The organism is Xanthomonas vasicola pv. musacearum NCPPB 4379 (genome assembly GCF_000277895.2).
Taxonomy (GTDB): Bacteria; Pseudomonadota; Gammaproteobacteria; order Xanthomonadales; family Xanthomonadaceae; genus Xanthomonas; species Xanthomonas vasicola.
The window spans coordinates 1,929,759-1,952,546 of the sequence record NZ_CP034655.1 but is presented as its reverse complement, the minus strand read 5'-3'; the positions used below and the strand labels follow the sequence as shown (position 1 = coordinate 1,952,546).

Annotated in this window: 24 protein-coding genes, 2 tRNA genes and 1 pseudogene; 22 read left to right on the top strand and 5 right to left on the bottom strand. The window is 63.1% G+C overall.

Translation table 11 applies throughout. The annotated features are described in order from the left end of the window. Window positions 1-187 precede the first annotated feature (187 nt). Window positions 188-409: a hypothetical protein gene (locus KWO_RS09225; RefSeq protein ID WP_010379692.1), complete on the top strand. Its 222-nt coding sequence runs from the start codon at window positions 188-190 to the stop codon at window positions 407-409. On the opposite strand, the pseudogene KWO_RS09220 reads toward KWO_RS09225, so the two are convergent. Beyond that, a pseudogene (locus KWO_RS09220) lies at window positions 379-3,323 on the bottom strand (TonB-dependent receptor). The gene KWO_RS09225 and the pseudogene KWO_RS09220 sit on opposite strands and share 31 nt — an antisense overlap. Window positions 3,324-4,038: 715 nt before the next feature. Here KWO_RS09220 and KWO_RS09215 point away from each other — a divergent pair. From KWO_RS09215 to KWO_RS09195, 5 genes are all read left to right on the top strand, one after another. Then, window positions 4,039-4,614 carry a hypothetical protein gene (locus tag KWO_RS09215; protein ID WP_017113503.1) on the top strand — a complete coding sequence of 192 codons (576 nt, stop codon included), beginning with the start codon at window positions 4,039-4,041 and terminating at the stop codon, window positions 4,612-4,614. 25 nt (window positions 4,615-4,639) lie between these two features. Beyond that, on the top strand, window positions 4,640-5,038 hold the full coding sequence (locus KWO_RS09210; protein WP_017113502.1) for a hypothetical protein: 399 nt from the start codon (window positions 4,640-4,642) through the stop codon (window positions 5,036-5,038). Window positions 5,039-5,234: 196 nt separating this feature from the next. Beyond that, window positions 5,235-5,810: a hypothetical protein gene (locus KWO_RS09205; RefSeq protein WP_017112339.1), complete on the top strand. Its 576-nt coding sequence runs from the start codon at window positions 5,235-5,237 to the stop codon at window positions 5,808-5,810. Window positions 5,811-5,835: 25 nt separating this feature from the next. Further along, the gene (locus KWO_RS09200) at window positions 5,836-7,401 is read left to right on the top strand and encodes a phospholipase effector Tle1 domain-containing protein (RefSeq protein ID WP_017113448.1); all 1,566 of its coding nucleotides are present in this window, start codon (window positions 5,836-5,838) and stop codon (window positions 7,399-7,401) included. Window positions 7,402-7,431: 30 nt separating this feature from the next. After that, the gene (locus KWO_RS09195; protein ID WP_010379687.1) at window positions 7,432-8,001 is read left to right on the top strand and encodes a hypothetical protein; all 570 of its coding nucleotides are present in this window, start codon (window positions 7,432-7,434) and stop codon (window positions 7,999-8,001) included. Window positions 8,002-8,416: 415 nt separating this feature from the next. Here KWO_RS09195 and KWO_RS09190 read toward each other — a convergent pair whose 3' ends face one another. Continuing rightward, complete coding sequence (locus tag KWO_RS09190; protein ID WP_017112602.1) at window positions 8,417-9,388, bottom strand: LysR family transcriptional regulator; 972 nt, start codon at window positions 9,386-9,388, stop codon at window positions 8,417-8,419. A 283-nt stretch (window positions 9,389-9,671) separates the two neighbouring features. On the opposite strand from KWO_RS09190, the gene KWO_RS23305 reads away from it, so the two are divergent. The 6 genes from KWO_RS23305 (at window position 9,672) to fdxA (ending at window position 13,763) form a co-directional block, all read left to right on the top strand. Continuing rightward, the gene (locus tag KWO_RS23305; protein ID WP_010365770.1) at window positions 9,672-9,797 is read left to right on the top strand and encodes a hypothetical protein; all 126 of its coding nucleotides are present in this window, start codon (window positions 9,672-9,674) and stop codon (window positions 9,795-9,797) included. A gap of 4 nt (window positions 9,798-9,801) precedes the next feature. Then, complete coding sequence (locus KWO_RS09185; RefSeq protein ID WP_010379684.1) at window positions 9,802-10,434, top strand: 2-dehydro-3-deoxy-6-phosphogalactonate aldolase; 633 nt, start codon at window positions 9,802-9,804, stop codon at window positions 10,432-10,434. Beyond that, complete coding sequence (gene dgoD, locus KWO_RS09180) at window positions 10,431-11,579, top strand: galactonate dehydratase (protein ID WP_010379683.1); 1,149 nt, start codon at window positions 10,431-10,433, stop codon at window positions 11,577-11,579. Before KWO_RS09185 ends, dgoD begins: the two co-directional genes overlap by 4 nt. After that, window positions 11,573-12,484, top strand: a complete 912-nt coding sequence (locus KWO_RS09175; RefSeq protein ID WP_017112601.1) for an SMP-30/gluconolactonase/LRE family protein — start codon at window positions 11,573-11,575, stop codon at window positions 12,482-12,484. The genes dgoD and KWO_RS09175 overlap by 7 nt, the downstream gene beginning before the upstream one ends. Further along, a complete protein-coding gene (locus KWO_RS09170; RefSeq protein WP_010379677.1) occupies window positions 12,481-13,359 on the top strand; it encodes a 2-dehydro-3-deoxygalactonokinase in 879 nt (292 codons plus the stop codon). Before KWO_RS09175 ends, KWO_RS09170 begins: the two co-directional genes overlap by 4 nt. 80 nt (window positions 13,360-13,439) lie before the next feature. After that, window positions 13,440-13,763, top strand: coding sequence for a ferredoxin FdxA (fdxA, locus tag KWO_RS09165; RefSeq protein WP_010379675.1), 324 nt, complete (start codon window positions 13,440-13,442; stop codon window positions 13,761-13,763). Window positions 13,764-13,895: 132 nt separating this feature from the next. Here the strand turns inward: fdxA and KWO_RS09160 are convergent, their stop codons facing one another. Further along, entirely contained in the window at window positions 13,896-14,414 is a 519-nt protein-coding gene (locus KWO_RS09160) for a hypothetical protein (RefSeq protein ID WP_017112600.1), read from the bottom strand. Between the two features lie 16 nt (window positions 14,415-14,430). After that, window positions 14,431-15,339 carry a 4-hydroxy-tetrahydrodipicolinate synthase gene (gene dapA, locus KWO_RS09155; RefSeq protein ID WP_010365750.1) on the bottom strand — a complete coding sequence of 303 codons (909 nt, stop codon included), beginning with the start codon at window positions 15,337-15,339 and terminating at the stop codon, window positions 14,431-14,433. Between the two features lie 91 nt (window positions 15,340-15,430). On the opposite strand from dapA, the gene KWO_RS09150 reads away from it, so the two are divergent. The 10 genes from KWO_RS09150 (at window position 15,431) to KWO_RS09105 (ending at window position 21,593) form a co-directional block, all read left to right on the top strand. Further along, window positions 15,431-16,057, top strand: a complete 627-nt coding sequence (locus KWO_RS09150; RefSeq protein ID WP_010365748.1) for a glycine cleavage system transcriptional repressor — start codon at window positions 15,431-15,433, stop codon at window positions 16,055-16,057. 11 nt (window positions 16,058-16,068) lie between these two features. Then, window positions 16,069-16,419: a ribonuclease E inhibitor RraB gene (locus KWO_RS09145; protein ID WP_010379669.1), complete on the top strand. Its 351-nt coding sequence runs from the start codon at window positions 16,069-16,071 to the stop codon at window positions 16,417-16,419. 37 nt (window positions 16,420-16,456) lie between these two features. Then, the gene (locus tag KWO_RS09140; protein ID WP_010365744.1) at window positions 16,457-16,939 is read left to right on the top strand and encodes a peroxiredoxin; all 483 of its coding nucleotides are present in this window, start codon (window positions 16,457-16,459) and stop codon (window positions 16,937-16,939) included. Between the two features lie 82 nt (window positions 16,940-17,021). After that, window positions 17,022-18,419: a PhoH family protein gene (locus KWO_RS09135; protein WP_010365742.1), complete on the top strand. Its 1,398-nt coding sequence runs from the start codon at window positions 17,022-17,024 to the stop codon at window positions 18,417-18,419. Further along, window positions 18,419-18,901 carry a hypothetical protein gene (locus KWO_RS09130; protein WP_010365740.1) on the top strand — a complete coding sequence of 161 codons (483 nt, stop codon included), beginning with the start codon at window positions 18,419-18,421 and terminating at the stop codon, window positions 18,899-18,901. Before KWO_RS09135 ends, KWO_RS09130 begins: the two co-directional genes overlap by 1 nt. A 6-nt stretch (window positions 18,902-18,907) precedes the next feature. Continuing rightward, window positions 18,908-19,579, top strand: coding sequence for a YoaK family protein (locus KWO_RS09125; RefSeq protein ID WP_010379668.1), 672 nt, complete (start codon window positions 18,908-18,910; stop codon window positions 19,577-19,579). Between the two features lie 37 nt (window positions 19,580-19,616). After that, window positions 19,617-20,426, top strand: a complete 810-nt coding sequence (gene thiD, locus KWO_RS09120; RefSeq protein WP_010379666.1) for a bifunctional hydroxymethylpyrimidine kinase/phosphomethylpyrimidine kinase — start codon at window positions 19,617-19,619, stop codon at window positions 20,424-20,426. Further along, entirely contained in the window at window positions 20,423-21,304 is an 882-nt protein-coding gene (locus KWO_RS09115) for an alpha/beta hydrolase family protein (RefSeq protein ID WP_010379665.1), read from the top strand. Before thiD ends, KWO_RS09115 begins: the two co-directional genes overlap by 4 nt. Before the next feature lie 40 nt (window positions 21,305-21,344). After that, window positions 21,345-21,421, top strand: a tRNA-Arg gene (locus KWO_RS09110). A gap of 95 nt (window positions 21,422-21,516) precedes the next feature. Further along, a tRNA-Arg gene (locus KWO_RS09105) sits at window positions 21,517-21,593 on the top strand. 167 nt (window positions 21,594-21,760) lie between these two features. Here the strand turns inward: KWO_RS09105 and KWO_RS09100 are convergent. Beyond that, on the bottom strand, window positions 21,761-22,750 hold the full coding sequence (locus KWO_RS09100) for a DedA family protein/thiosulfate sulfurtransferase GlpE (RefSeq protein WP_017112597.1): 990 nt from the start codon (window positions 22,748-22,750) through the stop codon (window positions 21,761-21,763). Between the last annotated feature and the right edge of the window lie 38 nt (window positions 22,751-22,788).

Here is a 22,788-nt window from a genome sequence, read left to right as displayed (position 1 = left end):
AAAAAAAAAACTGCGGTGCTATGCCTCAAAAAATGAGAACGGAAGCGCCACTTGCTAGAGGAAGCGCGACCTAGGGCAACGCGATGGTCTGTTGGCACCGCGATGCATCGCGGTAGCCTTTCATTGAACAACGCATCTGTCTTTCGGTGACTGCCGCCAGCACCGAAGCGAGCCAGCCGTCTTCGCCGTGACAGGCGACCGCCACCTCATCAAAGCGCGAGTGGTGGTGATGCCCTCCAACAGCGATTCACAACGGCAGGTTGCCGCCGGAACGAGTCCAAAAAAAGCGGGCCTGGCATTCAAGCCAGACCCGCCGATCGATCTCCACTGCAGTCAATTAGACGCCATTGCCTACAACGGGTTAGTGATCGCCCGCACTTACCAGTTCATGCGCAATACCAGCGAGTAACGCCGGTCGTTGACGAACCAGCTGCGCGTGTACAGATGGTTGTCGACCTCGCCGCCGGTGTAGGACGTCGGCCCCATCAACACCTTGGTCACCGTGTTGGTCAGATTGTTGGCCTGCACGCCGAGCTGCACATGCGGGTTGAAGCGATAGAACGCCGAAGCATCGAGCTGGCCGTAATCGTCCGACCAGGTCGGCAACTTGGTCGACACGTCGCTGGCGGTGAGCAGGTAACGCGAACGCCAGTTATAGGCCAAGCGCAGCGAGAGCGGTCCCTTCTCGTAGATGCCAGCCAGGTTGTAACTGCGCCGCGACAGACCTTCCAGCGGCAGGCTCACACCGGTCACAGTGGTCTGCGTGTATGGGTCGGTGGCGGTGTTGACGCCGCCGCTGCTGTCGACGAAGGTGAAGTTGGCATTGACGCCGAAGCCGCTCAACCAACCCGGCCAGGAATCGAAGAACTGCGTATAGCCGTATTCGAACCCGCGGATGCGCCCCTTGTCCATGTTGTACGGACGCGTCACCAGCCAGTCCTGCCCACCGTAGTTTTCGGTGACCGTCTGGTTGGAGAAGTAATCCTTGACGCTCTTGTAGAACAGCGTCAGGTACATCATGTCGCTGGTGTCGAAGTACCACTCCAGCGCGGTGTCGTACTGGTTGGCCTTCATCGGCTGCAGATTCGGATTACCGGCGGTACCGGTCCACCTGGAAACGGTGCCGTTGGACTCGGTGTTTGCCGCAAGCAGCAGGTACGGCTGCAACTGCGTGTAGTCCGGGCGCCATCGCCTTGGATGCGGCGATACGCCACTGCAGCGCGTCGGAGAACTTGAAGCGCATGTTGAAGCTCGGCAGCACGTTGGTGTAGCTGCCCTTGGCGTTGTTGGCGAAGTACTGCCCGGTGTACTGCTCGCGCAGCTCTTCCGAACCCGCGCTTCCCGACAGGTCGGGGAACTGGCCGTAGCCATTTGCCTCGGTCTTGGTCTGCACGATGCGCACGCCGATATTGCCGTCCACCGGCACGCCCAGCGCTTCGTCGTTGCCGAAGTACATCACCGCGTAGGCGGCCTGGGTGCGTTCGAACTGGCGGTTGATGTCCTGCAGCTGGTACTTGTCCGGTGCCCAGCCCGACCCGCGCAGCGCCACGATCTGCTCGATCATCTTCGAGGTACCGGCGTAATCCTTGACTGCGGCGTTGCTCGGAAAATACAGACTGTTGAGCACATCGATCTTGCCGCGGAACAGATTGGAATACGAATACAGCTGCGAGGTGCCGGTCATGTAGGTGGCCAGATCGGCCAGTCCGGTCCCATTGGCGGTGTCGGGAATCTGCGCCCAGTTATCGCTGATCACACCCCAGTTGTAGCCGGAGTTCTTGTTGATCTGGGTGCGGTCGGTGGCGCGGATGCCGGCACGGAAGGTGCGCAGCCAGGCACTGTCGTCGAATGCGTATTCCAGGTCGAAGCGCGTGGCCAGTTCGCGGCCGCGATTCTTCGCCAGATGGTCCATGGCCGCACTCCAGAAATAATTGGAGGGGTTACTGGTGTAGGAGCTGTCGGCAATCCCGACCGATGGATATTTGCCGCTCAGATCGAAGGTCAGGCCCGGCAGGTAGATCGAATCGAACAGGGTGAAGTCCAGCGAATCGCTTTCCGAGCGCACCAGCTGCATGTCGCCGCGCACGGTGAGGTTGCCGGTGAGCTTGTGGGTAAAGCCGCCGGACAAATCCGAGGTGGTCGTGCTCTGCTGCGCGTAGCGGTTGTTGGTGTAGAAGCGCACGCCATCGTTGCCGGTGACGGTGCCGCGCCAGGAACTGGATGCCGGCGAGCCACTGACGAAGCGGCCGTCGGCATCGTAGGTAAATTGCGTTCCGGGGGCCGGACCAATCGCGTTGGTGTCGTCGTTGAAGAACGCCGCGCGCTCCTGCCAGTTCATGCCAGTTCATGTCGTAACTGGAGCGCATGTACTGCACGTAGATCTCGGTGTCGTCGCTAGGCCGCCACTGGAACGCGCCGGCCACGCCATTGCGCTTGCGCTCGAAATCGAGCTGCCGCCAGTTGACGCCGCCAGGCACGTAGACCTTGTCGAAGCTGGTGCCTTCCAGCAGCGCCGCATCGGTGCGACGCACGAACGGCTCGACCTGGATGCCATCGCTGCGCGTGGCCAGTTCCGAATGCGCCACATCCACCATCAAGCCCATCTCGCCGAGGCCGGTGTTCCAGCGATCGCTGAAGAGAAACGAGCCCGATGGCTTGTAGGTCTTGCTGAAATCGCCGTAGTTCACGTCGGCGGTCGCACCGATCACCCGGCCCGGCTGGTCGAACGGCATGCGCGTGCGCAGGTTGACCGTCCCGCCCAGACCGCCTTCGATGATCTCGGCCGACGGGTTCTTGTAGACGTCCACGCCTGCCATCAGTTCGGCCGGCACATCCTCGAAGCTCAGACCGCGGCCGCTAGCGGCGCTGAAACTGTCGCGGCCATTGAGCTCGCCGCGCACCTGGGTCATGCCGCGAATCATCACGCCGCTGCCTTCGGCAGAGAAGTGGTCCGGATCGTTACGCGCCATGAAGTGGTCGATGGTCACGCCGCTCACCCGTTGCAGGGTTTCGGTGACGCTGCGGTCGGGCAGCGCACCGATGTCCTCGGCACTGACCGAATCGACGATCTGTTCGGCATCGTGCTTGATCGACTGCGACTTGATCAGGCTGGCGCGCACGCCGCGCACTTCGACCGCATCCAGGTCGGCGGCCTTGCTCGCGGTGCTCGAGGAAGCATTCTGGGACGACTGCGCCTGCTGCGCATAGACCGGCGCAGCGAGCAATAACCCGATGCTGATGGCCATGGCGGAGTAACGCAACGAAGGCAAACCGCGGGCGAGCACGCCCGTACCTGCCGGGGCATGGCTGGAACACTGGTACATCTAAATCCCTCCCAGGACGCAAGACGATTGAAACGGGTTGTCGCAGCGCAAACGCGCGGCGTGATGACGCAAAAAACGGGCGATGCCGCCCGTCATTTCTCCCCAGCAGGCAGCTTGGCCCCCGATCGCGTGCCCGACGTTACGTGCGCTTCAGCGTGCGATCTGGTCGACAGGTATAGGCGAGTCCTTCTGCGCCAGCCAATGAAAAATTTATGTACTGGTATATCGAAATGAAATGGAACGATCGATCCGCGCGCAAGGAGATGGGCCGATGTCATGGAGCTTCGCGGACGACTGAGAAAGCGCTCGCTGACCACGAACGCAGCGTCAAGCATTGCTGCAGTCCAAGCTTTGCCACCAGTCGGTCGGCAGCATCGGCACACCCGCTACGCTCTCGCCCCGCCGCCGCGGTAGCAACGGGACACCGCACGCATGGGGCAAAGGGAGAAAAACGTCCACATCGCCGACGAAGCGACCACGGCGCAGACGCGGATGACAATGCCGGACGACGCTGCTACGAACAGGAGATGCCGCGCGCACGCGAGCCGCGCCAGCACCGCGTTACGATGACCGCATCGATCGGTAGCAGACGTCCCCTCTACTTTTCCCAGGTGGCCCCATGGCTGTGCGACTTCCTTGCATCCCGCAGCACCGCGCAGCGCTTCCCCTGCTGCTGTGCGCCGTCTTCGCCCAACCTCTGACTGGATGTTCACGTATGAACGCGCCTGCCAACGATCCATCCGGTATTCACCTGATCGGCAATATCCCGGTCGATGCACATAACACCGTGCATATCGATACCAGCAAACCGATTCCGTTCGCCGACCATGCGTTCGGGGCGATGTGTTACGACACCTATGGCTGCAAGGTGCTGTATGACGGGAGGTATGCAGCCAACTTCCGCGAAGATGAGAAGCGAATTTCGTCGGCATCGCTGGGGGATGTCTACCCTGGCAATCTCAAGGCCAATACGATCGGCATCCGCAACTTTCCGAACTTCCCGCCCCCTGCGGAGGTGACGTGGCGTTCCAAGGATGGCCAGCCGCATCATGCGCTGGTCGACCTCGATGCCATCTTCAAGGACAAGGTGGTGCTGCACCATGTGCCGCAGGAGCAGCTGCCACCGATCCTGCAGGCCGATATCTCTCCGCATATCATCCTGGAAGTGAACGACCGCACCATCAATGTGTATATGAAGGCGATGGTGCAGACAACCGTGCAACAGAAGCCGGGTAACGAATATAGTTATTTTCGCAACGACCTGATCCTCGCCTACACCAAGACCTACTGATGGCGTCATCGCCAGGGAGCGTGCAATGGGTAACGAGCGTAACGACGAGAAGAAATGGACCGATGGTGTGGAAACCTACCCGGCGACTGCACAGGATTTGGCTGCTTATCAACAGAGCCGCCATGCGCTGACTCAGTTCCAGGCGCCCTTGCTTGTCAGCCAGAAGAATCCGCATACCCGTTTGTTTGTTGCCTGCTTCGACGGCACCGGCAACGATAAGTACAAGGATCCTGAGCACATTACCAATATAGGCATTCTGGATGATCAGGTGCAGACGGCAGTCAGTAACGGCAGTAAAAATATTGGCGGGTATTACGTGCCCGGCGTAGGCGCCCAGGACGATGCCTTCACCCGCAACTTCGACGGTGGCCTGGGTTATAGCGATGGGCCACGGATGGAAGCGAGGGAGCGAGCTGCCACGTAACGCCTGGCAGGTCACAGGACTACGGGGCAGTCGCGTGCGCTGAGCACATATCGGCAAGCAGGCTGTAGTAGGCTAGTATTTCCTTCCAACAGGTGGCCCCATGGCTGTGCGACCGGATTGCTTCCCGCAGCACCGAGCAGCGCTTCCTCTGCTTGTGTGCGCCATCTTCGCCCTCCCTCTGAGTGGATGTTCGCGCATGAATACACCGACCAACGAACCATCCGGTATTCACCTGATCGGCAATATCCCCGTCGATGCCCATAACACCGTGCATATCGATACCAGCAAGCCGATTCCGTTCGCCGACCATGCGTTCGGGGCGATGTGTTATGACACCTATGGCTGCAAGGTGCTGTATGACGGCAGGTATGAGGCAAACGATCCCGATGATGTCAAACAGATCTCGTCAGCGTCGCTAGGCGATGGTTACCCAGGTAACCTTGACTCAGGCACGATCGGCATCCGCAACTTCCCACACTTCCCGCCCCCTGCCGAGGTGACGTGGCGCTCCAAGGATGGCCAGCCGCACCATGCGCTGGTCGACCTCGATGCCATCTTCAAGGACAAGGTGGTTCTGCACCATGTGCCGCAGGAGCAGCTGCCACCAATCCTGCAGGCCGATATCTCTCCTCATATCATCCTGGAAGTGAACGACCGCACCATCAATGTGTATATGAAAGCGATGGTGCAGACGACGGTGCAGCAGAAGCCGGGTAACGAATATAGTTATTTCCGCAACGACCCGATCCTCGCCTATACCAAAACCTACTGATGGCGTCATCGCCAGGGAGCATGCAATGGGTAACGAGCGTCACGACGAGAAGAAATGGGCCAATGGTGTGGAAACCTATCCGGCGACTGCACAGGATTTGGCTGCTTACCAACAGAGCCGCCATGCGCTGACTCAGTTCCAAGCGCCCTTGCTGGTCAGCCAGAAGAATCCGCATACCCGTTTGTTTGTTGCCTGCTTCGACGGCACCGGCAACGATAAGTACAAGGATCCTGAGCACATTACCAATATCGGGACTCTGTACGACCAAGTACAAGCCGCTAAAAAATCAAATGTTCGCAATATCGGCGGCTACTACGTCCCAGGGGTAGGAACCCAGGACGATGCTTTCACCCGCGACCTCGATGGCGGTCTGGGATACAGCTACGGGCGACGCATGGAAAAAATGTATCTGGAGTTCATCAACCAAGCCAACGACTGGAAGATCGAAGATCCCAAAGCCGAGATAAGCACCGTCTCCACCGGCTTCAGCCGTGGCGCGGTCACCGCGGCAATGTTCACCCGCATGGTGCATGAGCGCGGCATCCAAAATCCCAAAGACATGAAGATCGACCGTGGCCCAGACGGCGAAATCCTCAAACTCACCCCAACCCATCCGCCACTGGTACCGCCCGGGCGGACCGCGCAGGCGGTGGGTTTGCTGGACCCGGTGGCCACCGGGGACATGAACCTGCGCGACACGCGCCTGCCGCCGTCGGTGGTGTCGGGCCTGCAACTCACCGCCCGCGACGAGCGCCGTGATCTGTTCCCGGTCAAGGACATCATCGATCCGGGCCGCACCCCCGACGGGCGCCTGCTCAATCTGGTCAATCCGGGCGCGCATTCGGATATCGGCGGTTCCTACCGGCTCGATGGCCTGTCCGTGCGCAATGGCAACCTGCTTACCGATTACGTCAACACTCTCAGCGACACGCCGTTCCTGAAACCGCGCACGGTGTCCAGCGCGCCTGAAATGAACGTCATCCACCATTCCGAACAGCACCAGTCCTTCTACACCACGATGGCGGCGACCACGCTGGGCCAACGCGTACATGTGAAGGATCTGGCCGGCACCACAGTCAGCCTCAACCGTACCGATGCCCAGGCCCTGGATACCGGTCTGCACGCGCAGTTTCCTTTGCGCCCTGTGGCGCTGTCGCCGGAACGCACCGATTCCTCGGTGCCGGCGTTCGTCCTGCACAATGGCCCACCCGAGCCGACAAGCTGGCATCAGCAGCAGATTCAGCGGGGGCAGGAGCGCCAGCATGAGCGTGAGCACAGCCATGATCCGCAGCAGTGGCAAGTCCCGATGAAGCCCGATGCCCAGAAAGCGGCCGATAAACTGCCCTCCCTGCATGACGACCCGGAAGCATTCCTGGACCGCATGTTGTCCGCCGGACAGAACGACAACCGCGATCAGTTCCGTCTGATGACCCAGACCCTGGCCAATGAACCAGCCGGCCGCGCGTTGCGCGCCGAGGCTATCGAGACGGTAAATCGACAGGAACAGCTGGCCACCCAGCAGGCGATGCAGGCGCAGCAACAACAGCAACAGCAACAAGAAACGGTGCGCATCGGTGGGCGCAGCATGTAACAAGGGGCAACAACAAAGGCAGGATGCACAATGGATACAAAAGACCCACTGACGTTGGTCAACAAGACCGCCGCACTCATGGAGCAGTTCGAGCGCCGCTGCAGTGAGATGGAACAACAACAACGCCGCCTCGCGCAGCAGTTGGAACAGGTGGCGCAGTCCTTGCCCGGGGTGATGACCCGTTCGGCAGAGCAGACCTTGCAGCGCGTTCCCGACACGTTGGTGAGAAATGTGCAGCAGGGGATGGACCAGTCGGTGGCCGGGTTCGAGAAACGGCTGCAGCAGGCCGGCCGCTTGATCGCCGAAGGGGCGCAATCGCTGTCCGATCAACTCACGCGTATCGAGCGGGCGCAGCGCCTGTTGCTGTGGAAAGGCGCCGCGGTGGTGGTCGGAAGTCTGCTGGTGTTGCTGGGCGGTGGCGGATGGTTGCTGGCCCATTATCGCCAGCAAATTAAAGACAACCAGTTGCGTGCCGAGTTGCTGCGCGCCTACAACGCCGCCGACGTGACGCTGTGCAACGGCCAGCTCTGCGCTAACGTGGAGACCAAGGGCCGGTCCTACGGCGATCGCCGGCAGTATCGGCAGGTCAAACCGCGCTGATTCCGGCGCCGCCGCCACGGGTGATGCGCCCCGCGGTTTCAGGCATCAGGGGCGACGTGCGTGCGATTGTGTCGCTGTCGGCGATACCGTGCACCGCCGCTGCGCAGGAGCGCATTGCGATGGATCCGGTTCCGGCTCCGCATGGCTGCGGCCCCGGTATGAACATCCACGCCGGTTGCCGTGGTCGTCCGGTGACGCCGCGTTTCAAGACTGGCCAGGCGCCTTCATCAATTGAGTGAAATGACTGGGGCGTGCCAGTAGATCGCGCGCGGTGCTCCTTTCCCGCTCTAAATCAAGCGCGCTGGTTATCCACTCCACCGGGATGTTCTGCGTAAATGTGCTCAGGGCGGCCGCGATACCCTCACATCGGCACCGGTTGCCATGGTCATCCGATGACGCAGTTCTCCAAGACCTGCTAAACCGGCGACTCCGGCGCCCGCAAACCCGGATACAGACGCCGGGCAGTGGTGCGCAATGCCTGCAGAATACGCTCGGCACCGGGCGGCAGGATGTAATCGCGCCGACGGATGATGCCGAACGACTCCATCCGCACGCCCAGCTCGATCGGCAGCACGGTGAGCAATTTGGCCTGGATCAGCGGCGCTACCGATTCCACCGGCAAGGCGGTCAGCATGTCGGTGCCGCGCAGCAAGGTCGAGGTCACCGGCAGCGACGAGGTTTCGATGGCGTTGGTCGGCGTCTGCACACCGTGCTCCATGAACATCGAGTCCAGCCGCGCGCGCAGTACGCTATCGGTCGGCGGCAGGATCCAGCCATGCCGCACCAGATCGGCATGTTGCAGGCCGGCGCGGCTGGCCAGCGGGTGGCCGGCACGTGCGATCACCGAATGCGGCTCGTCGGCGAGTGGTTCGAACTCCAACTCGCCCACCCCTTCCGGCCCCAGGATGCGGCCGATCACGATGTCCAACTGCCCATCCAGCAATTTGGCCACCAGCGGGCGGCTGTAGTCCATTTCCACCCGCACCAGGATGTCGGGGAACTCGCGCTTTACCTCGGCGATCGCCTGCGGCACCAGGTTGGTGCCCGGGTTGACTACCGTGCCGATCGAGGCTTGGCCCATGCGCCCGGCCAGTAGCGCGGCGATTTCTTCCTGCGCCCGGCCAATCTCCGACATCGCGGCGCGCGCACGCCGGATCAGCACGTGGCCGTACCAGGTGGGCTCCACGCCGCGGGCGTGCCGCTCAAATAGTTTCACGCCCAGCATGTCTTCCATTTCCGCCAGCAGCTTGGACGCCGCCGGTTGCGTCATGCTAGCGGCCTCAGCCGCACGCAAGACCGAGCGCTGTTCGTGCAAATGCAGCAGTAGCAAGAGCTGGCGGGTCTTGAGCCGGGCTGCGTTAAACCAGGGAGTACCGGAATTTGCCATAGCGTGCGATTGCGGCCGTGTATTCGTCGAAGGAATAGAATATGCCGAAAATTTCATTTGCAGCACATATCTCCCCGCGCGAGGCTATCGACCGCCGCAGCAGGAGCCCCTACCTCCCGGGCGCGGTGAAACAGACGTGACTTGCCCGGGCCTGGGCGGTACCACGCACGCCAACACGCGGAGGTGGACGACGATGACGGCATCTTGCCCACTAATGCAGGCCGTAAGACAGCGCACGCGGGTGCGGGCGGCACGGCGTCAAGGTCGGAATCCATGGCCTTCGTTGCCACGTCCTCGTCCCGATCTGCGCGTCAGCCGTCGTGCAGCGCCGCGCGCGATCGCGCAACTCTCCCCCGACGTTGCCGGCCACCCGGTCGCCAACGGCCGCTTTCTGCTCTACCGCGAGTAACCGCATGACTTCAGATACCACCGCCAACCCGTTCGCCCTGCCCCTGGTCGCCATCCTGCGCGGCATCACGCCGGAAGAGACGCTCGACCATGTCGGAGCGCTGATCGAGGCGGGTTTCGATGCAATCGAAATCCCGCTCAACTCGCCGCGCTGGGCCGAGAGCATCGCGCTGGCCCAGCAGACCTTCGGCGAACGCGCCTGGATCGGTGCCGGCACCGTACTGCGCAACGAAGACGTCGACACCTTGGTCGAGATCGGCGCGCGCTTCATCGTCACCCCCAACACGCGCCCGTCGCTGATCCGCCATGCGGTCTCCCGCGGCCTGACCGTGGTGGCCGGGTTCGCTACCGCCAGTGAGGCGTTCGACGCCATTGACGCCGGCGCAACCATTCTCAAGCTGTTCCCGGCAGCCACCTATGGCGCCGCGCATGTACGCGCCCTGCGCTCGGTACTGCCCAAGCACATCCCGGTCTACGTGGTCGGTGGCGTCAGCCCGCAGACCCTGGCCGGCTTCATCGCACAGGGCGCCGCCGGCGCCGGCATCGGCGGCGAACTGTACAAACCTGCGCAATCGCTCGAAACAACCCAGACACATGCACGCGCCTTCGTGCAGGCCTACCAGGAACTGCAAGGATGAAGATCACCCGCCTCACCACCTACCACGCTGCGCCGCGCTGGCTATTCCTCAAGGTCGAAACCGACGAGGGAATCACCGGTTGGGGCGAGCCGGTTATCGAAGGCCGCGCGCGTTCGGTGGAGGCCGCCGTGCACGAACTGGCCGGCTATGTCGTCGGCAAGGATCCGGCGCGCATCAACGACCTGTGGCAGACCATGTACCGCGCCGGTTTCTACCGTGGCGGCGCCATCCTGATGAGCGCCATCGCCGGTATCGACCAGGCGTTGTGGGACATCAAGGGCAAGACGCTGGGCGTGCCGGTGTACGAGCTGCTGGGCGGGCTGGTGCGCGATCGCATGAAGACCTATCGCTGGGTCGGCGGTGACCGCCCGGGCGCCATCATCCAGCAGATCACCGACTACCGCGCGCTGGGTTTCGACACCTTCAAGTTCAACGGCACCGAAGAAATGAAGCTGATCGACAGCGCGCGCGCCGTCGACGCGGCGGTGGTCAAGGTCGCTGAAATCCGCGAAGCCTTCGGCAACACCATCGACTTCGGCATCGACTTCCACGGCCGCGTCGGCGCACCGATGGCCAAGGCGCTGCTGCGCGAGCTAGAACCGTTCAAGCCGTTGTTCGTCGAAGAACCGGTGCTGGCCGAACAGGCCGAGTACTACCCGCGCCTGGCCGCAAGCACCTCGATTCCGCTCGCAGCCGGCGAGCGCATGTTCTCGCGTTTCGAATTCAAGAACGTGCTGTGCGCCGGCGGTATCGGCATGGTGCAACCAGACCTGTCGCATGCCGGCGGCATCACCGAATGCGTCAAGATCGCCGCGATGGCCGAGGCCTACGATGTCGGCTTCGCGCCGCATTGCCCGCTCGGCCCGATCGCGCTGGCTGCATGCCTGCACGTGGACTTCGTCTCGCACAACGCCGTGCTGCAGGAACAGAGCATCGGCATTCATTACAACGAAGGCGCGGACCTGCTCGATTACGTCATCAACAAAGACGATTTTCACTGCGTGGATGGCAGCATTGCCGCCCTGCCCAAACCCGGGCTCGGTGTGGAGATCGACGAAGAGATGCTCAAGCGCGCAAACGAAAACCCGCCCGACTGGCGCAACCCGGTGTGGCGCCACGCTGACGGCAGCATCGCCGAATGGTGAGCACGCCCGAACACACCGCCGTGCTGGCGGTCGACAGCCGCTGCACCCATGGCGAAGGCGTGCTGTGGTGCACGCAGCGCGAGGCGCTGTACTGGGTCGACATCAGCGAAAAACGCCTGTGGCGGCATCATCCGGACACTGCGCACACGCGCTACTGGACGCTGCCCGAGCGCCCCGGCTGCATCGGCCTGATGGACGATGGTCGCGTGCTGATCGCGCTGGCCAAGGCGATCGGCATTGTCGATCCGGATAACGTCGAAGAAGACGTGCTGCCCTTCGAAAAACTGGCCGATGTGGAAGCGGACAACCCGCTCACGCGCAGCAACGATGGCCGCGCCGATCGCAACGGCAACTTCGTGTTCGGCACTATGGACGAACACGACACCAAGACCGCGCGCGGGGCGATGTACCAGTTTTCGCTGAAACACGGCTTGCGCGCATTGCCGCTGCCGGGCGTGTCCATCCCCAACTCGATCTGCTTCAGCCCCGACGGCCGCACGCTGTATTACTGCGACTCGGTACGCCCGCAGATCCTGTGTTGCGACTACGACGCCCAGACTGCGCAGACCAGTAACACCCGCGTGTTCACCACATTGGACCGCGACGATGCCGAACCGGACGGTTCGATCATCGATGCCGAAGGTCACCTGTGGAATGCGCAATGGCGTGCGTGGCGCGTAGTGCGCTATCGCCCCGACGGCAGCGTGGAGCGCATCGTGCAACTGCCGGTCAAGCACCCCACCTGCAGCGCCTTCGGTGGCGCCGCGCTTGACCGTCTGCACGTGATCAGCTCGCGTCTGGACCACAGCGCCGAAGAGTTAGCCCGTACCCCTGAGGCCGGCGGCTTGTACCTGTGCGATCTGCCTGTCGCGGGCCTGCCAGAGAGCCTGGTGGCCAGCGCGTGATCGCTATCGATTGGGGCACCAGCAGCTTGCGCGGCTATCTGCTCGATGCCGACGGCAAAGTGCTTGAGCAGCGGCGCGACAGCGACGGCATCCTCGCCTGCCAGGGCCGCTTTGCCGCGGTACTGGCTAGCTTGGTCGACGGCTGGGACGGCCCGCTGTTGCTTTCGGGCATGATCGGTAGTCGCAATGGCTGGGTCGAACAAGCCTATCTGCCCTGCCCGGCCGACACTGCCGCGCTCGCCCAGGCGATGCGTAGTTACGAGGACCTGCTGCCCGGTCGCACGCTGTGGTTCGTACCCGGCGTCAGCACCGGCGAACAGGCCAGCGTGCCGGATGTGATGCGCGGTGAAGAAACCCAGTTGGTCGGCCTGATGAGCGCTCTCGGCAATGGCGCGCATGTCGCCTGCCTGCCCGGCACGCACAGCAAATGGGCGTACATCGACAACGGTCAGCTGACCGGGTTTGCCACCGTCATGACCGGCGAGCTGTACGCATTGCTGCGTCAGCACAGCATCCTCGGCAAGCTGATGGATGACGACCACGCCGAGCCTGACACTGCAGCGTTCCTACAAGGTGTCGACCGCAGCAGCGAGCCCGGTGGACTCAGTCACCACTTGTTCGGCACCCGCACGCTCGGCCTGTTCGAACGGCTGTCCTCTGCGGCGCTGCCGTCTTACCTCTCGGGCTTGCTGATCGGCCACGAACTGCGCGAGCACCGCGGCAACCACGCCACCGTGCACCTGGTCGGCAGCCCTGGGCTGGCGCAACGCTACGCGTTGGCGCTGCAGCACGTGGGCGTCGAACGCCAGCTGCATCCGGAAGATCTGGCTGCGACGGGGCTGTTCGCACTGGCCAGGCAGCGCGGACTGGCCTGACCAGCCAGCCTAAACGTCGACAACCCCACACCCATCACGCGACTGCTTTAGAATTGGAAGGCTAAACGCCGGATTCCGCCATGCCTTTTGTTGTCACCGAAAACTGCATCAAGTGCAAATACACCGACTGCGTCGAGGTCTGTCCGGTGGATTGCTTCCACGTCGGCCCGAACTTCCTGGTCATCGACCCGGACGAGTGCATCGACTGCACCCTGTGCGAACCGGAATGCCCGGCCAACGCGATCTATCCGGAAGACGACGTGCCGGCAGGTCAGGAAGGCTTCGTCGCACTCAACGCCGAACTTGCCAAGGCCTGGCCGGTGTTGACCGTGCGCCAGGAAGCGCTGCCCGATGCCGCCGAATGGGATGGCAAGCCCAACAAATTGCCGCTGCTGCAGCGCTGAGCTGCACGATCAGACGCGCCGCGTTGACACCGCCGCGCACGTTCTGCAGAGCAATCAATCGCCAGTAACTCCGCACCAACGCAAAACGGGCACCCAAAGCGCCCGTTTTGCTTCCAGCGCATTGAATCGGCCTCAGCCGCCCAGCTTGCCCTTGAGCGCGGTGATCACGGCCACCGGCGCTGCCGCCGTTGCCGGCATGCCACGCGGATCCACTGCCGACACGTAGCTGCCGGCTTCGACCTTGACCACGCGCACCAGGAAGCTGGAACCCTCGTAGCTCACGTCATAGGAACCGAGCATCTGCGCCTTGCTGGCAATGGTCAGGCCCGGGATCTCGGCCAGTGCTGCGCCCACTTTGCCGAACACTTCATCGCGCTCGCCTGGCACGGTGAACCCGCTATTGGCGCTTGCCGACGGCGGCGTGTTGGCCTGCTGCTGCGTGGTCGACGCCAGCGTCGGCACCTTCATCGCACCGGAGGTGTCGGGCAGGTTCAGATCCGGCGGCACCTCCAGCGGACGGGCTTCCGGGGCCAGCGCATAGTCGCCGCGCGCGCCCTTGTGAAACCAGCTGCAACCGCTCGTGGCAGCGACAGTGGCGGTCGCCAGCAACGCGAGCGACAGCACGCGGACGGGGGAAACGGAATGACGCATCGATAGATCTCCTGGGTCAGGCCGCGAGCATTTCGCGGCTGGAAAGCGCTTCCAACGCAATGGCGTCGGCGGCAAGGCGGTCGGCGGCAGGCTGGTGCACCGCAGAAAGGGGTAATAGCGGCAAGCGCAGGCCATGGCCGATCCCGGCGCGCTGCAGCAGCGCCTTGACCGGGATGGGATTGGATTCGATACCGCAGAAGCTGTGGTACTCGCTCAGACGCGCATCCCACGCAATGGCAGCGTCGCGCTGACCGTTGCGGGCCAGATCGCACAGCCGCCGGTACGCCGTCGGCAAGGCGTTGGAGGCCACCGAAATCAGCCCGGCAGCGCCGGACAGCATCGATCGCGCTGCGCTGCCGTCGTCGCCACTGAGCACCACGAAACTGTCGCTGCGCAGCGCCACCAGCGCGGCCACGCGCTCGGGCTCGCTACGCGCTTCCTTGATGCCGACAATATTCGGATGCCCCGCCAGCTCGGCCACGGTCTCCGGCAACAGGTCGCAACCAGTACGGCCCGGCACGTTGTACAGCACCATCGGCAGGCCGCCGTTGTCGGCCACCGCCAGAAAATGTGCTTTCAACCCAGCCTGGGTCGGACGCACGTACGGCGGCGTCACCACCAACGCGTACTGCGCGCTCAGCGCGGCAGCGCGACGGGTCTGCGCAATGGTCTTTGCCGTCCCGGACAAGCCAGTACCGGCCAGCACCGGCACGCGGCCGGCCACCTGTGCAACAGCAGCACGCAGCAACGTGTCGTATTCGTCGTCGCTCAATGCCGCCGCTTCGCCGGTGGAGCCGGCGACCACAATTCCCTGCACGCCACCATGCAGCTGCTGCTCCAGCAGCCGCCGCCAGGCATCCAGGTCGAGTGCTCCATCGGGACCGAAGGGGGTCGCGAGCGCGGTGATGATGCCGGAAAGGGACAAGATTCTGCTGCTCTTACGTGACAAGAAAAGGCCCGCGCGCGCGGGTTGAAACCGTCTGCATGTTACTTGCGGCGCGAAACCACGGGCAAGTATGCTGGTCACCGCCAGGGCGCCTGCCCGGGCGGCCATTCAGCCTGATGCAATGCCGGAAGCCCCTTTGACCGACTCTACAGCCCGGCCTTCGCCGACCGAAAATCACCTCCTGATCAACGCCTACACGACGCATCCGGAGTCCCCCCTGCTGCCCGTCACCCGCCGCATCGCCGACAGCGGCTGCAATCTCGTGGACGCCCGCCTGGCCACGGTTGGGCGGGACGTCTCGGTCACCGCACTGGCGACTGGCTCCTGGGATTCGGTCGCCAAGCTCGAAGCCATGCTGACCCGGCTCGAACGCGAAGAAGGCCTCAAGCTGGTGTGGTACCGCACCGGCCCCAAGCAGACCCAGTCCAACCTGCTGCCCTACATCGTCGAGGTCATCGCCGCCGACAAGCCGGGCATCCTGTTCCAGCTGGCCGATTTCTTCGACCGCCAGGGCATCACCATCGAAAACCTGCAGAGCACGCGCTACCGCGCCATGCAGACCGGCGCGGAGATGTTTTCTGCGCAGGTGACGATCGGCGTGCCGGCCAACATGCACATCGCCGCCTTGCGCGATGATTTTCTGGAATTCTGTGATCACCTCAATCTCGACGCGATCATGGACCCGATGAAGTTCTAAGGCACCCATCCATGTCCATCGCGATTTCCGCGCTGAAACAGATGTTCGACCACATCCGCTCTGAGACCGACTGGAATCTCGACGGCCAGCTGCGCTGGGAATATTTCTTCGCCGACCCTGCGCAGGAACCGCTGCAGAAACTCGCCGAGCAACTGACCCAGGACGGCTACCGCGTCATCGATATCTTTCTCGGCGAACGCGACGAAGACGATGGCGACGATGAAGAGTCGTACTTCCTGCACGTGGACAAGAAAGAGCACCACACCATCGAATCGCTGAATCAGCGCAATGCGCAGTTCGATGCACTTGCCAAACGTTTCCATGTGGCTGCTTATGATGGGATGGACGTCGGCCCGGCATGACCGCGCCGTACGCTACTCCACTTTGGGCTGAGCAACGATGACCGACGCTGTGCTGGAATTACCCGCTGCAACATTCGATCTGCCGCTGGCGCTGTCCGGCGGCACACAGACCACCCTGCGCGGCTACGCCGGCAAGTGGTTGGTGCTGTACTTCTATCCGAAGGACAGCACGCCTGGCTGCACCACCGAAGGCCTGGACTTCAACGCATTGCTGCCACAATTTAAAAAGTCAGGCGCAGTGGTGCTGGGCGTCTCGCGCGATTCGGTGAAATCGCACGACAACTTCTGCGCCAAGCAAGGCTTCACCTTCCCCTTGATCAGCGACAGCGATGAAGCGCTGTGCCGCGCCTTCGACGTGATCAAGGAAAAGAACATGTACGGCAAACAGGTGCTCGGCATCGAGCGCAGCACCTTCTTGCTGTCGCCCGCGGGGCATGTCGTGCAGGAATGGCGCAAGGTCAAGGTGGCCGGCCATGCCGAGGCCGTGCTGGCTGCAGTAAAGGCGCACGCCAAACAGTGACACCCCTCGCTTCCCGCGTCCTCCATCACCCTGCACCTGCAGGCGTGATGGCTCGCCCCTGCTCCATCACTTGGAAGACCCAATGACCCGAGGCAAGCGCATCTACGTGCTGGACACCAACGTGCTGATGCACGATCCCACCGCGCTGTTCAAGTTCGAGGAACACGATGTGTTCCTGCCGATGCAGGTGATCGAGGAGCTCGACAACGCCAAGAAGGGCACCTCCGAAGTCAGTCGCAATGCACGCCAGGTCAGCCGTTTCCTGGACGAATTGCTGGAAAACACCAACGCCGAGCAGATCCAGACCGGCATCCTGCTCAGCCATCCGCAGGGCATCCAGCTCAAGGGCCAGGCCGCAATCGGCCGCCTGTTTTTCCAGATCAAGCCGATCGATCCGGGCCGCACCTTCGGCGCGATGCTGCCGGACAACAAGATCCTGGCCTCGGTGCTGGCGCTGCGCGAAGAAAATCCGGATGTGCCGGTCATCCTGGTGTCCAAGGACATCAACTTGCGCATCAAGGCCTACATCAGCGGCCTGGTCGCCGAGGACTACCAGAACGATCGTGCACTGGACGATTTCAGCCTGCTGTTCACCGGCGCCATCGAGCTGCCGGAAGATTTTTGGCACAAGCACAACGAGGATCTGCGCAGCTGGAACGAACGCGGCCGCACTCATTACGAAATCGTGCTGGCAGACGATGAAGATTGGTACCCGAATCAGTACCTGTACCTGCCCGGCGAAGACGAGGTCGAGCTGCGCGTGGCCAAGGTCGGCGGCAGCAAGGCCACGCTGTGCCTGGTCGACGACTTCCGCAACAGCCAGCACGCGGTGTGGGGCATTGCCGCGCGCAACCGCGAGCAGAATTTCGCGCTCAACGCGCTGATGGACCCGGAGATCGATTTCGTCACCCTGCTCGGTACCGCCGGCACCGGCAAGACCTTGCTCGCACTGGCTGCGGGGCTGGCGCAGACGATGGATCAGCAGCGTTACCGCGAAATCATCATGACCCGCGCCACCGTCAGCGTGGGCGAAGACATCGGCTTCTTGCCCGGTACCGAAGAAGAAAAGATGACCCCGTGGATGGGCGCGCTGACCGACAACCTGGAAGTGCTCACCCACAACCAGGAAGGCGGCTCGTGGGGCCGCGCGGCCACCAACGACCTGCTCGCCAGCCGCATCAAGATCCGCTCGATGAACTTCATGCGCGGCCGCACGTTTCTTTCGCGGTATCTGATTCTGGACGAGGCGCAAAACCTCACCCCCAAGCAGATGAAAACGCTGATCACCCGCGCCGGCCCCGGCACCAAGATCGTGTGCCTGGGCAATGTCGAACAGATCGACACCCCCTACCTCACCGAAACCACCTCGGGCCTGACCTATGCGGTAGATCGCTTCAAGGCATGGCCGCATAGCGCGCACATCACGCTGCGTCGTGGCGAGCGTTCGCGTCTGGCCGACTTCGCCTCGGAGGTATTGTGATGCGCGCACTTCGCGGCGCAGTGGCGCTTGCCGTGATCGCGCTGGCTGGCTGCGCCACCACGCAGGGGCCGACCAGTGTGCCGACCAATCTCAAGAACGGGCAGTCGTGGATCATCACCCGGCAGGGCGTCGCCGAGCAGGTACTGCAAACCTGTTCGCGCGACAGCCCGGCGAAGCATCCCGGCCAGATCAGCGGCTATTGGGCGCCGAGCCATCAGCAGGTCGAACAGCTCGAAGCGCGGCAGGATGCGTTGACGCCCACCATTGCCCAGCCGCGCGCGTTCGACCGTCAATACGTGGGTGTGGTGATCCAGGGCCAGCGGTTGATCTACATCAACGCCTTCAAGCTGCCGAATACGCCGGAGGTGAAACCGGCCACCGAGGCGATCCAGGTCTGCGACGGTGGCAGCATGTTCTGGGGTGCGCTGTACGACCCGCAGACCGGCGCGTTTTCGCAGATTGCGGTGAACGGTAGTCCCTGACCCGAGATGGGAATCCTGCTACCGCGCTGGGTCTGGATTGGCGCGGTGGCATTGTCGGCCGTAGCCGGCATGGTCAATGTGGTGGGCTACCTGGGCTCAGAGCACCAGGTGGTCAGCCACCTCACCGGCACGACCAGCCTGCTCGGCGTTGCGCTGGCGCAAGATGGAGCCCCGGACATCGGTTTTCTCGGCGGCGTCCTCATCGCTTTCTGCGCAGGCGCCATGCTCATCGGACTGATCATTGAGGACGATGTCTTGCGGCCTGGACAGCGCTACGGCGCTGCACTACTGATCGAGGCGCTGCTGTTGCTGGGCGCGATTGCACTGTTCAAAATGCATCATGTCGGCGGCGTCCTGTGCGCCGCTGGCGCCTGCGGCCTGCAGAATGCGATGGCGACCACCCTCAGCGGTGCAGCGGTTCGCACCACGCATTTGAGCGGCATGTTCACCGACCTGGGCATCGGTCTGGGGCACATGCTGCGCGGGCGCCCGCTGCAGGTGCGCCGCCTCACGCTGAGCGCGCTGATCATCAGCGGCTTTCTTGGCGGCAGCATCCTCGGTACCTTGCTGTTCCAGCGCTGGCAGTACGACGCGCTCTACCTGCCCGCCAGCCTCACCGGATTGACCGGTGCCGGTTATGTTGCCTACCTGCAATGGCGTCGCTGGCGCATAGGATGATGCGCACATCCTCCGGCCAGCAGTGCAGAATCGGCAGATGACCACGCCCAGCACGCTGTCTGCATTGACCATCGCCGGCTCAGATTCCGGCGGTGGCGCCGGTATCCAGGCCGACCTCAAGACCTTTGCCGCACACCGCGTGCATGGGTTATCGGCAATTGCCGCATTGACCGCTCAACACACCCGCGCCGTCACCGCTGTGCATATTCCACCGCTGCCGTTTTTGCAGGCGCAGGTGGATGCCTGCTTCGCCGATTTCGAGATCCAGGCGGTCAAAGTCGGCATGCTGGCCAATGCCGACGTCATTCATTGCGTCGCCGATCTGCTCGAGCAGCATCGCCCGCCATTCGTGGTGCTCGACCCGGTGATGGTTTCTACCAGCGGCGCGCGCCTGCTCGAAGATGCCGCGCTGGAGGCGCTGCGCACGCGTCTGCTGCCGCTGGTCACGTTGATCACGCCCAATACGCCCGAAGCCGAGCTGATGATCGGCCGCCGCATCGACAGCGCCGATGCCGCCGAACGCGCCACTGCCGCCCTGCTCGACCTGGGCGCGAATGCGGTGCTGCTCAAAGGCGGCCATCTGCACGAGGGTACACGCGTGCTCGATCGCTTCGATGACGGCGTAACCCAGGATGTGTTCATGCATCCGCGCCTGCAGGTCGACGCACACGGCACCGGCTGCAGCCTGTCGGCGGCGATTGCCGCGCAGCTGTGTCAGGGCCTGTCGTTACTCAACGCCTGCGAAGCGGCGATCGATTACGTTGCACGTGCCATCCGCCTTGGCCAATGCCCTGGCCATAGCAATGTGCTGGTGCTCGACCACTTCGGCGCAGCACCCAGCGCATGAGCGTGCAGACCGATACCTTGCGCGCCAGCGCTGCAGATGGACATCGCTGGCAGGTGACCCGTTGCGCGCCACCGCGACCGACTGCAACCCTGCTGTGGCTGCCCGCGTTGGGCGTGGCAGCGCGGCATTACCAACCCTTCGCACAGGCGCTCGCGTCCACCGGCGTCGCGGTATATCTGCACGAATGGCGCGGCAACGGCAGCAGCACGCTGCGCCCCTCGCGTGAGCACGATTGGGGCTATCGCACGCTGATTGCAGACGATCTGCCCGCCAGCCACACCCTGCTCGATCTGCACGACCCGCAGCTGCCACGAGTCATCGGCGGACACAGCCTTGGCGGCCAGCTCGCGTGCTGCCATGCCGCGCTGGATCCGGCGCATTTTGCACAGCTCTGGCTGGTGGCCAGCGGCTCGCCGTACTGGCGCAATTTTCCCTCGCCAATGCGCTACGGCCTGCCGGTGGCATTCCGGTTGTTGCCGTGGCTGGCACGCAGGCAAGGCGTGCTGCACGGTCGCAAGCTCGGCTTCGGCGGCACTGAAGCACGCAGCCTGATTGCCGATTGGGCGCAAGTCGGCCGCAGCGGTCGCTATCGCGCGGCAGGTGCGCCATGGGATCTGGAACAGGCACTGAGCCAATTGCGCGTGCCGATCCGCGCGGTGCCGCTTGCGTGCGACACGTTAGGTCCGGCAGGTCCGCTACGTGCATTACTCGACAAGATGCCGCAGGCACGCGCGAACCACGTGACGTTGGACGATAGGCAACTGGGCACGCGCAGCGATCATTTCGCCTGGATGAAAACGCCTGCGGCCGTGGTCGCTGCGCTGCGCAGTGCGTCTGACAATGCCATTAACGGCGATCGAATTTCACAAAGGGATTGACGGGCCCGCCGCTCATCCGCATAATTCCGCTCCTGACGAGGCGCCCGTAGCTCAGTTGGATAGAGTACCTGGCTACGAACCAGGCGGTCGGGAGTTCGAATCTCTCCGGGCGCACCATCTTCAGAACAAGAAAAAGACAGCATTCAACCGCTGTTTTTTCAGTTAAAAAGATCCGATCGCACTGCGTCAGATCTGCAAGTCGAACAAGATATGCGCCCGTAGCTCAGTTGGATAGAGTACCTGGCTACGAACCAGGCGGTCGGGAGTTCGAATCTCTCCGGGCGCACCAATCTTGAAGAAAACGACCAGCTTGCTGGTCTTTTTTTTGCCTGTCGTTTTTGCTTGCGCAGATGACGTTGTGTATCGCACTGCATTGCAGTGTGCCGCGTCATCAGGCAATGCCGATCTTTAGCGCAACGCTCGCCGACGCCACTGCGCGCACCGCATCCGCTGCACTCAGGCAGTGGCAGCAGCGCTGACGTCAGCGGCGACGACCACCGGCACCAGCGAGGTCACCGGATGCCCGGCATCGCGCCATGCATCCAGACCGCCCAGTAGCGGCCGCACATCGCGATAGCCGCGCTCGCGCATCCGCGCGGCCAACCACGCTGCAGATACTTCGTCCGGACACGCGCAATAGATCACCACGCTGCGATCGCGCGGCACGCTGGCCAGGATCTGCGCCAGCTGGCGCTCGTCGGCGAACACGGCGCCAGGAATCGTGTACGGCTGCAGCTCGCGATAGCCCGGCGCACGGATATCCAGCACGGTCGGCCGCAGGCTCTCGTCGCCATCCAGCAACGGCACCAGCTCATCCACCGCGATGCGCGCGTGTTCCAGCGATCGCAACAGGCTGTGCCGCCGCCACCAGCGCCAACCGACATAGCACGCCAGCAACGCGGCCAGCACCACGACCGCGCCCGAGCCGAGTTCTGACAGAAAGACGAGCACGTCCTGCACCTGATGCGCGAACACGGCCCCTACACTCAAGCCGACCAGCGCCCACAGCGATGCCCCGAATGCGTCGTAACGCAGGAATGCCGCAGGGCGCACCCTCATTGCACCGGCCATCGGCACCGACACCATCGACAAGCCCGGCACGAACTTGGCGACTGCCAGCACCCGCACGCCCCAGCGGGAAAAAAAGCGCTCAGTCTGCTTCATGCAGCTATCGCGCGATAGCGAGAGCCGACACAGCGACTGCAAGGTGCGATTGCCGAAGCGGCGACCGGCCAGATACCACGCCAGATCGCCCAACAAACTCGCCGAGACAGAGACCGCCAACGCCGCAAGCCCGGCCAACCAGGCATCACTACCGCCCTGCAGTGCGTAGCTCGCACCGACCAGCACCAGGGTCGGCAATGCCGGCACCGGCAGCCCGAGCGACAATGCCAGCACGTTGGCAAACACCAGCGCCAATCCGTACTGTTCGATCAAGCCTTGCATGCGACGACCCTGCGCGACGGCGAGCGGCCATTATCCGC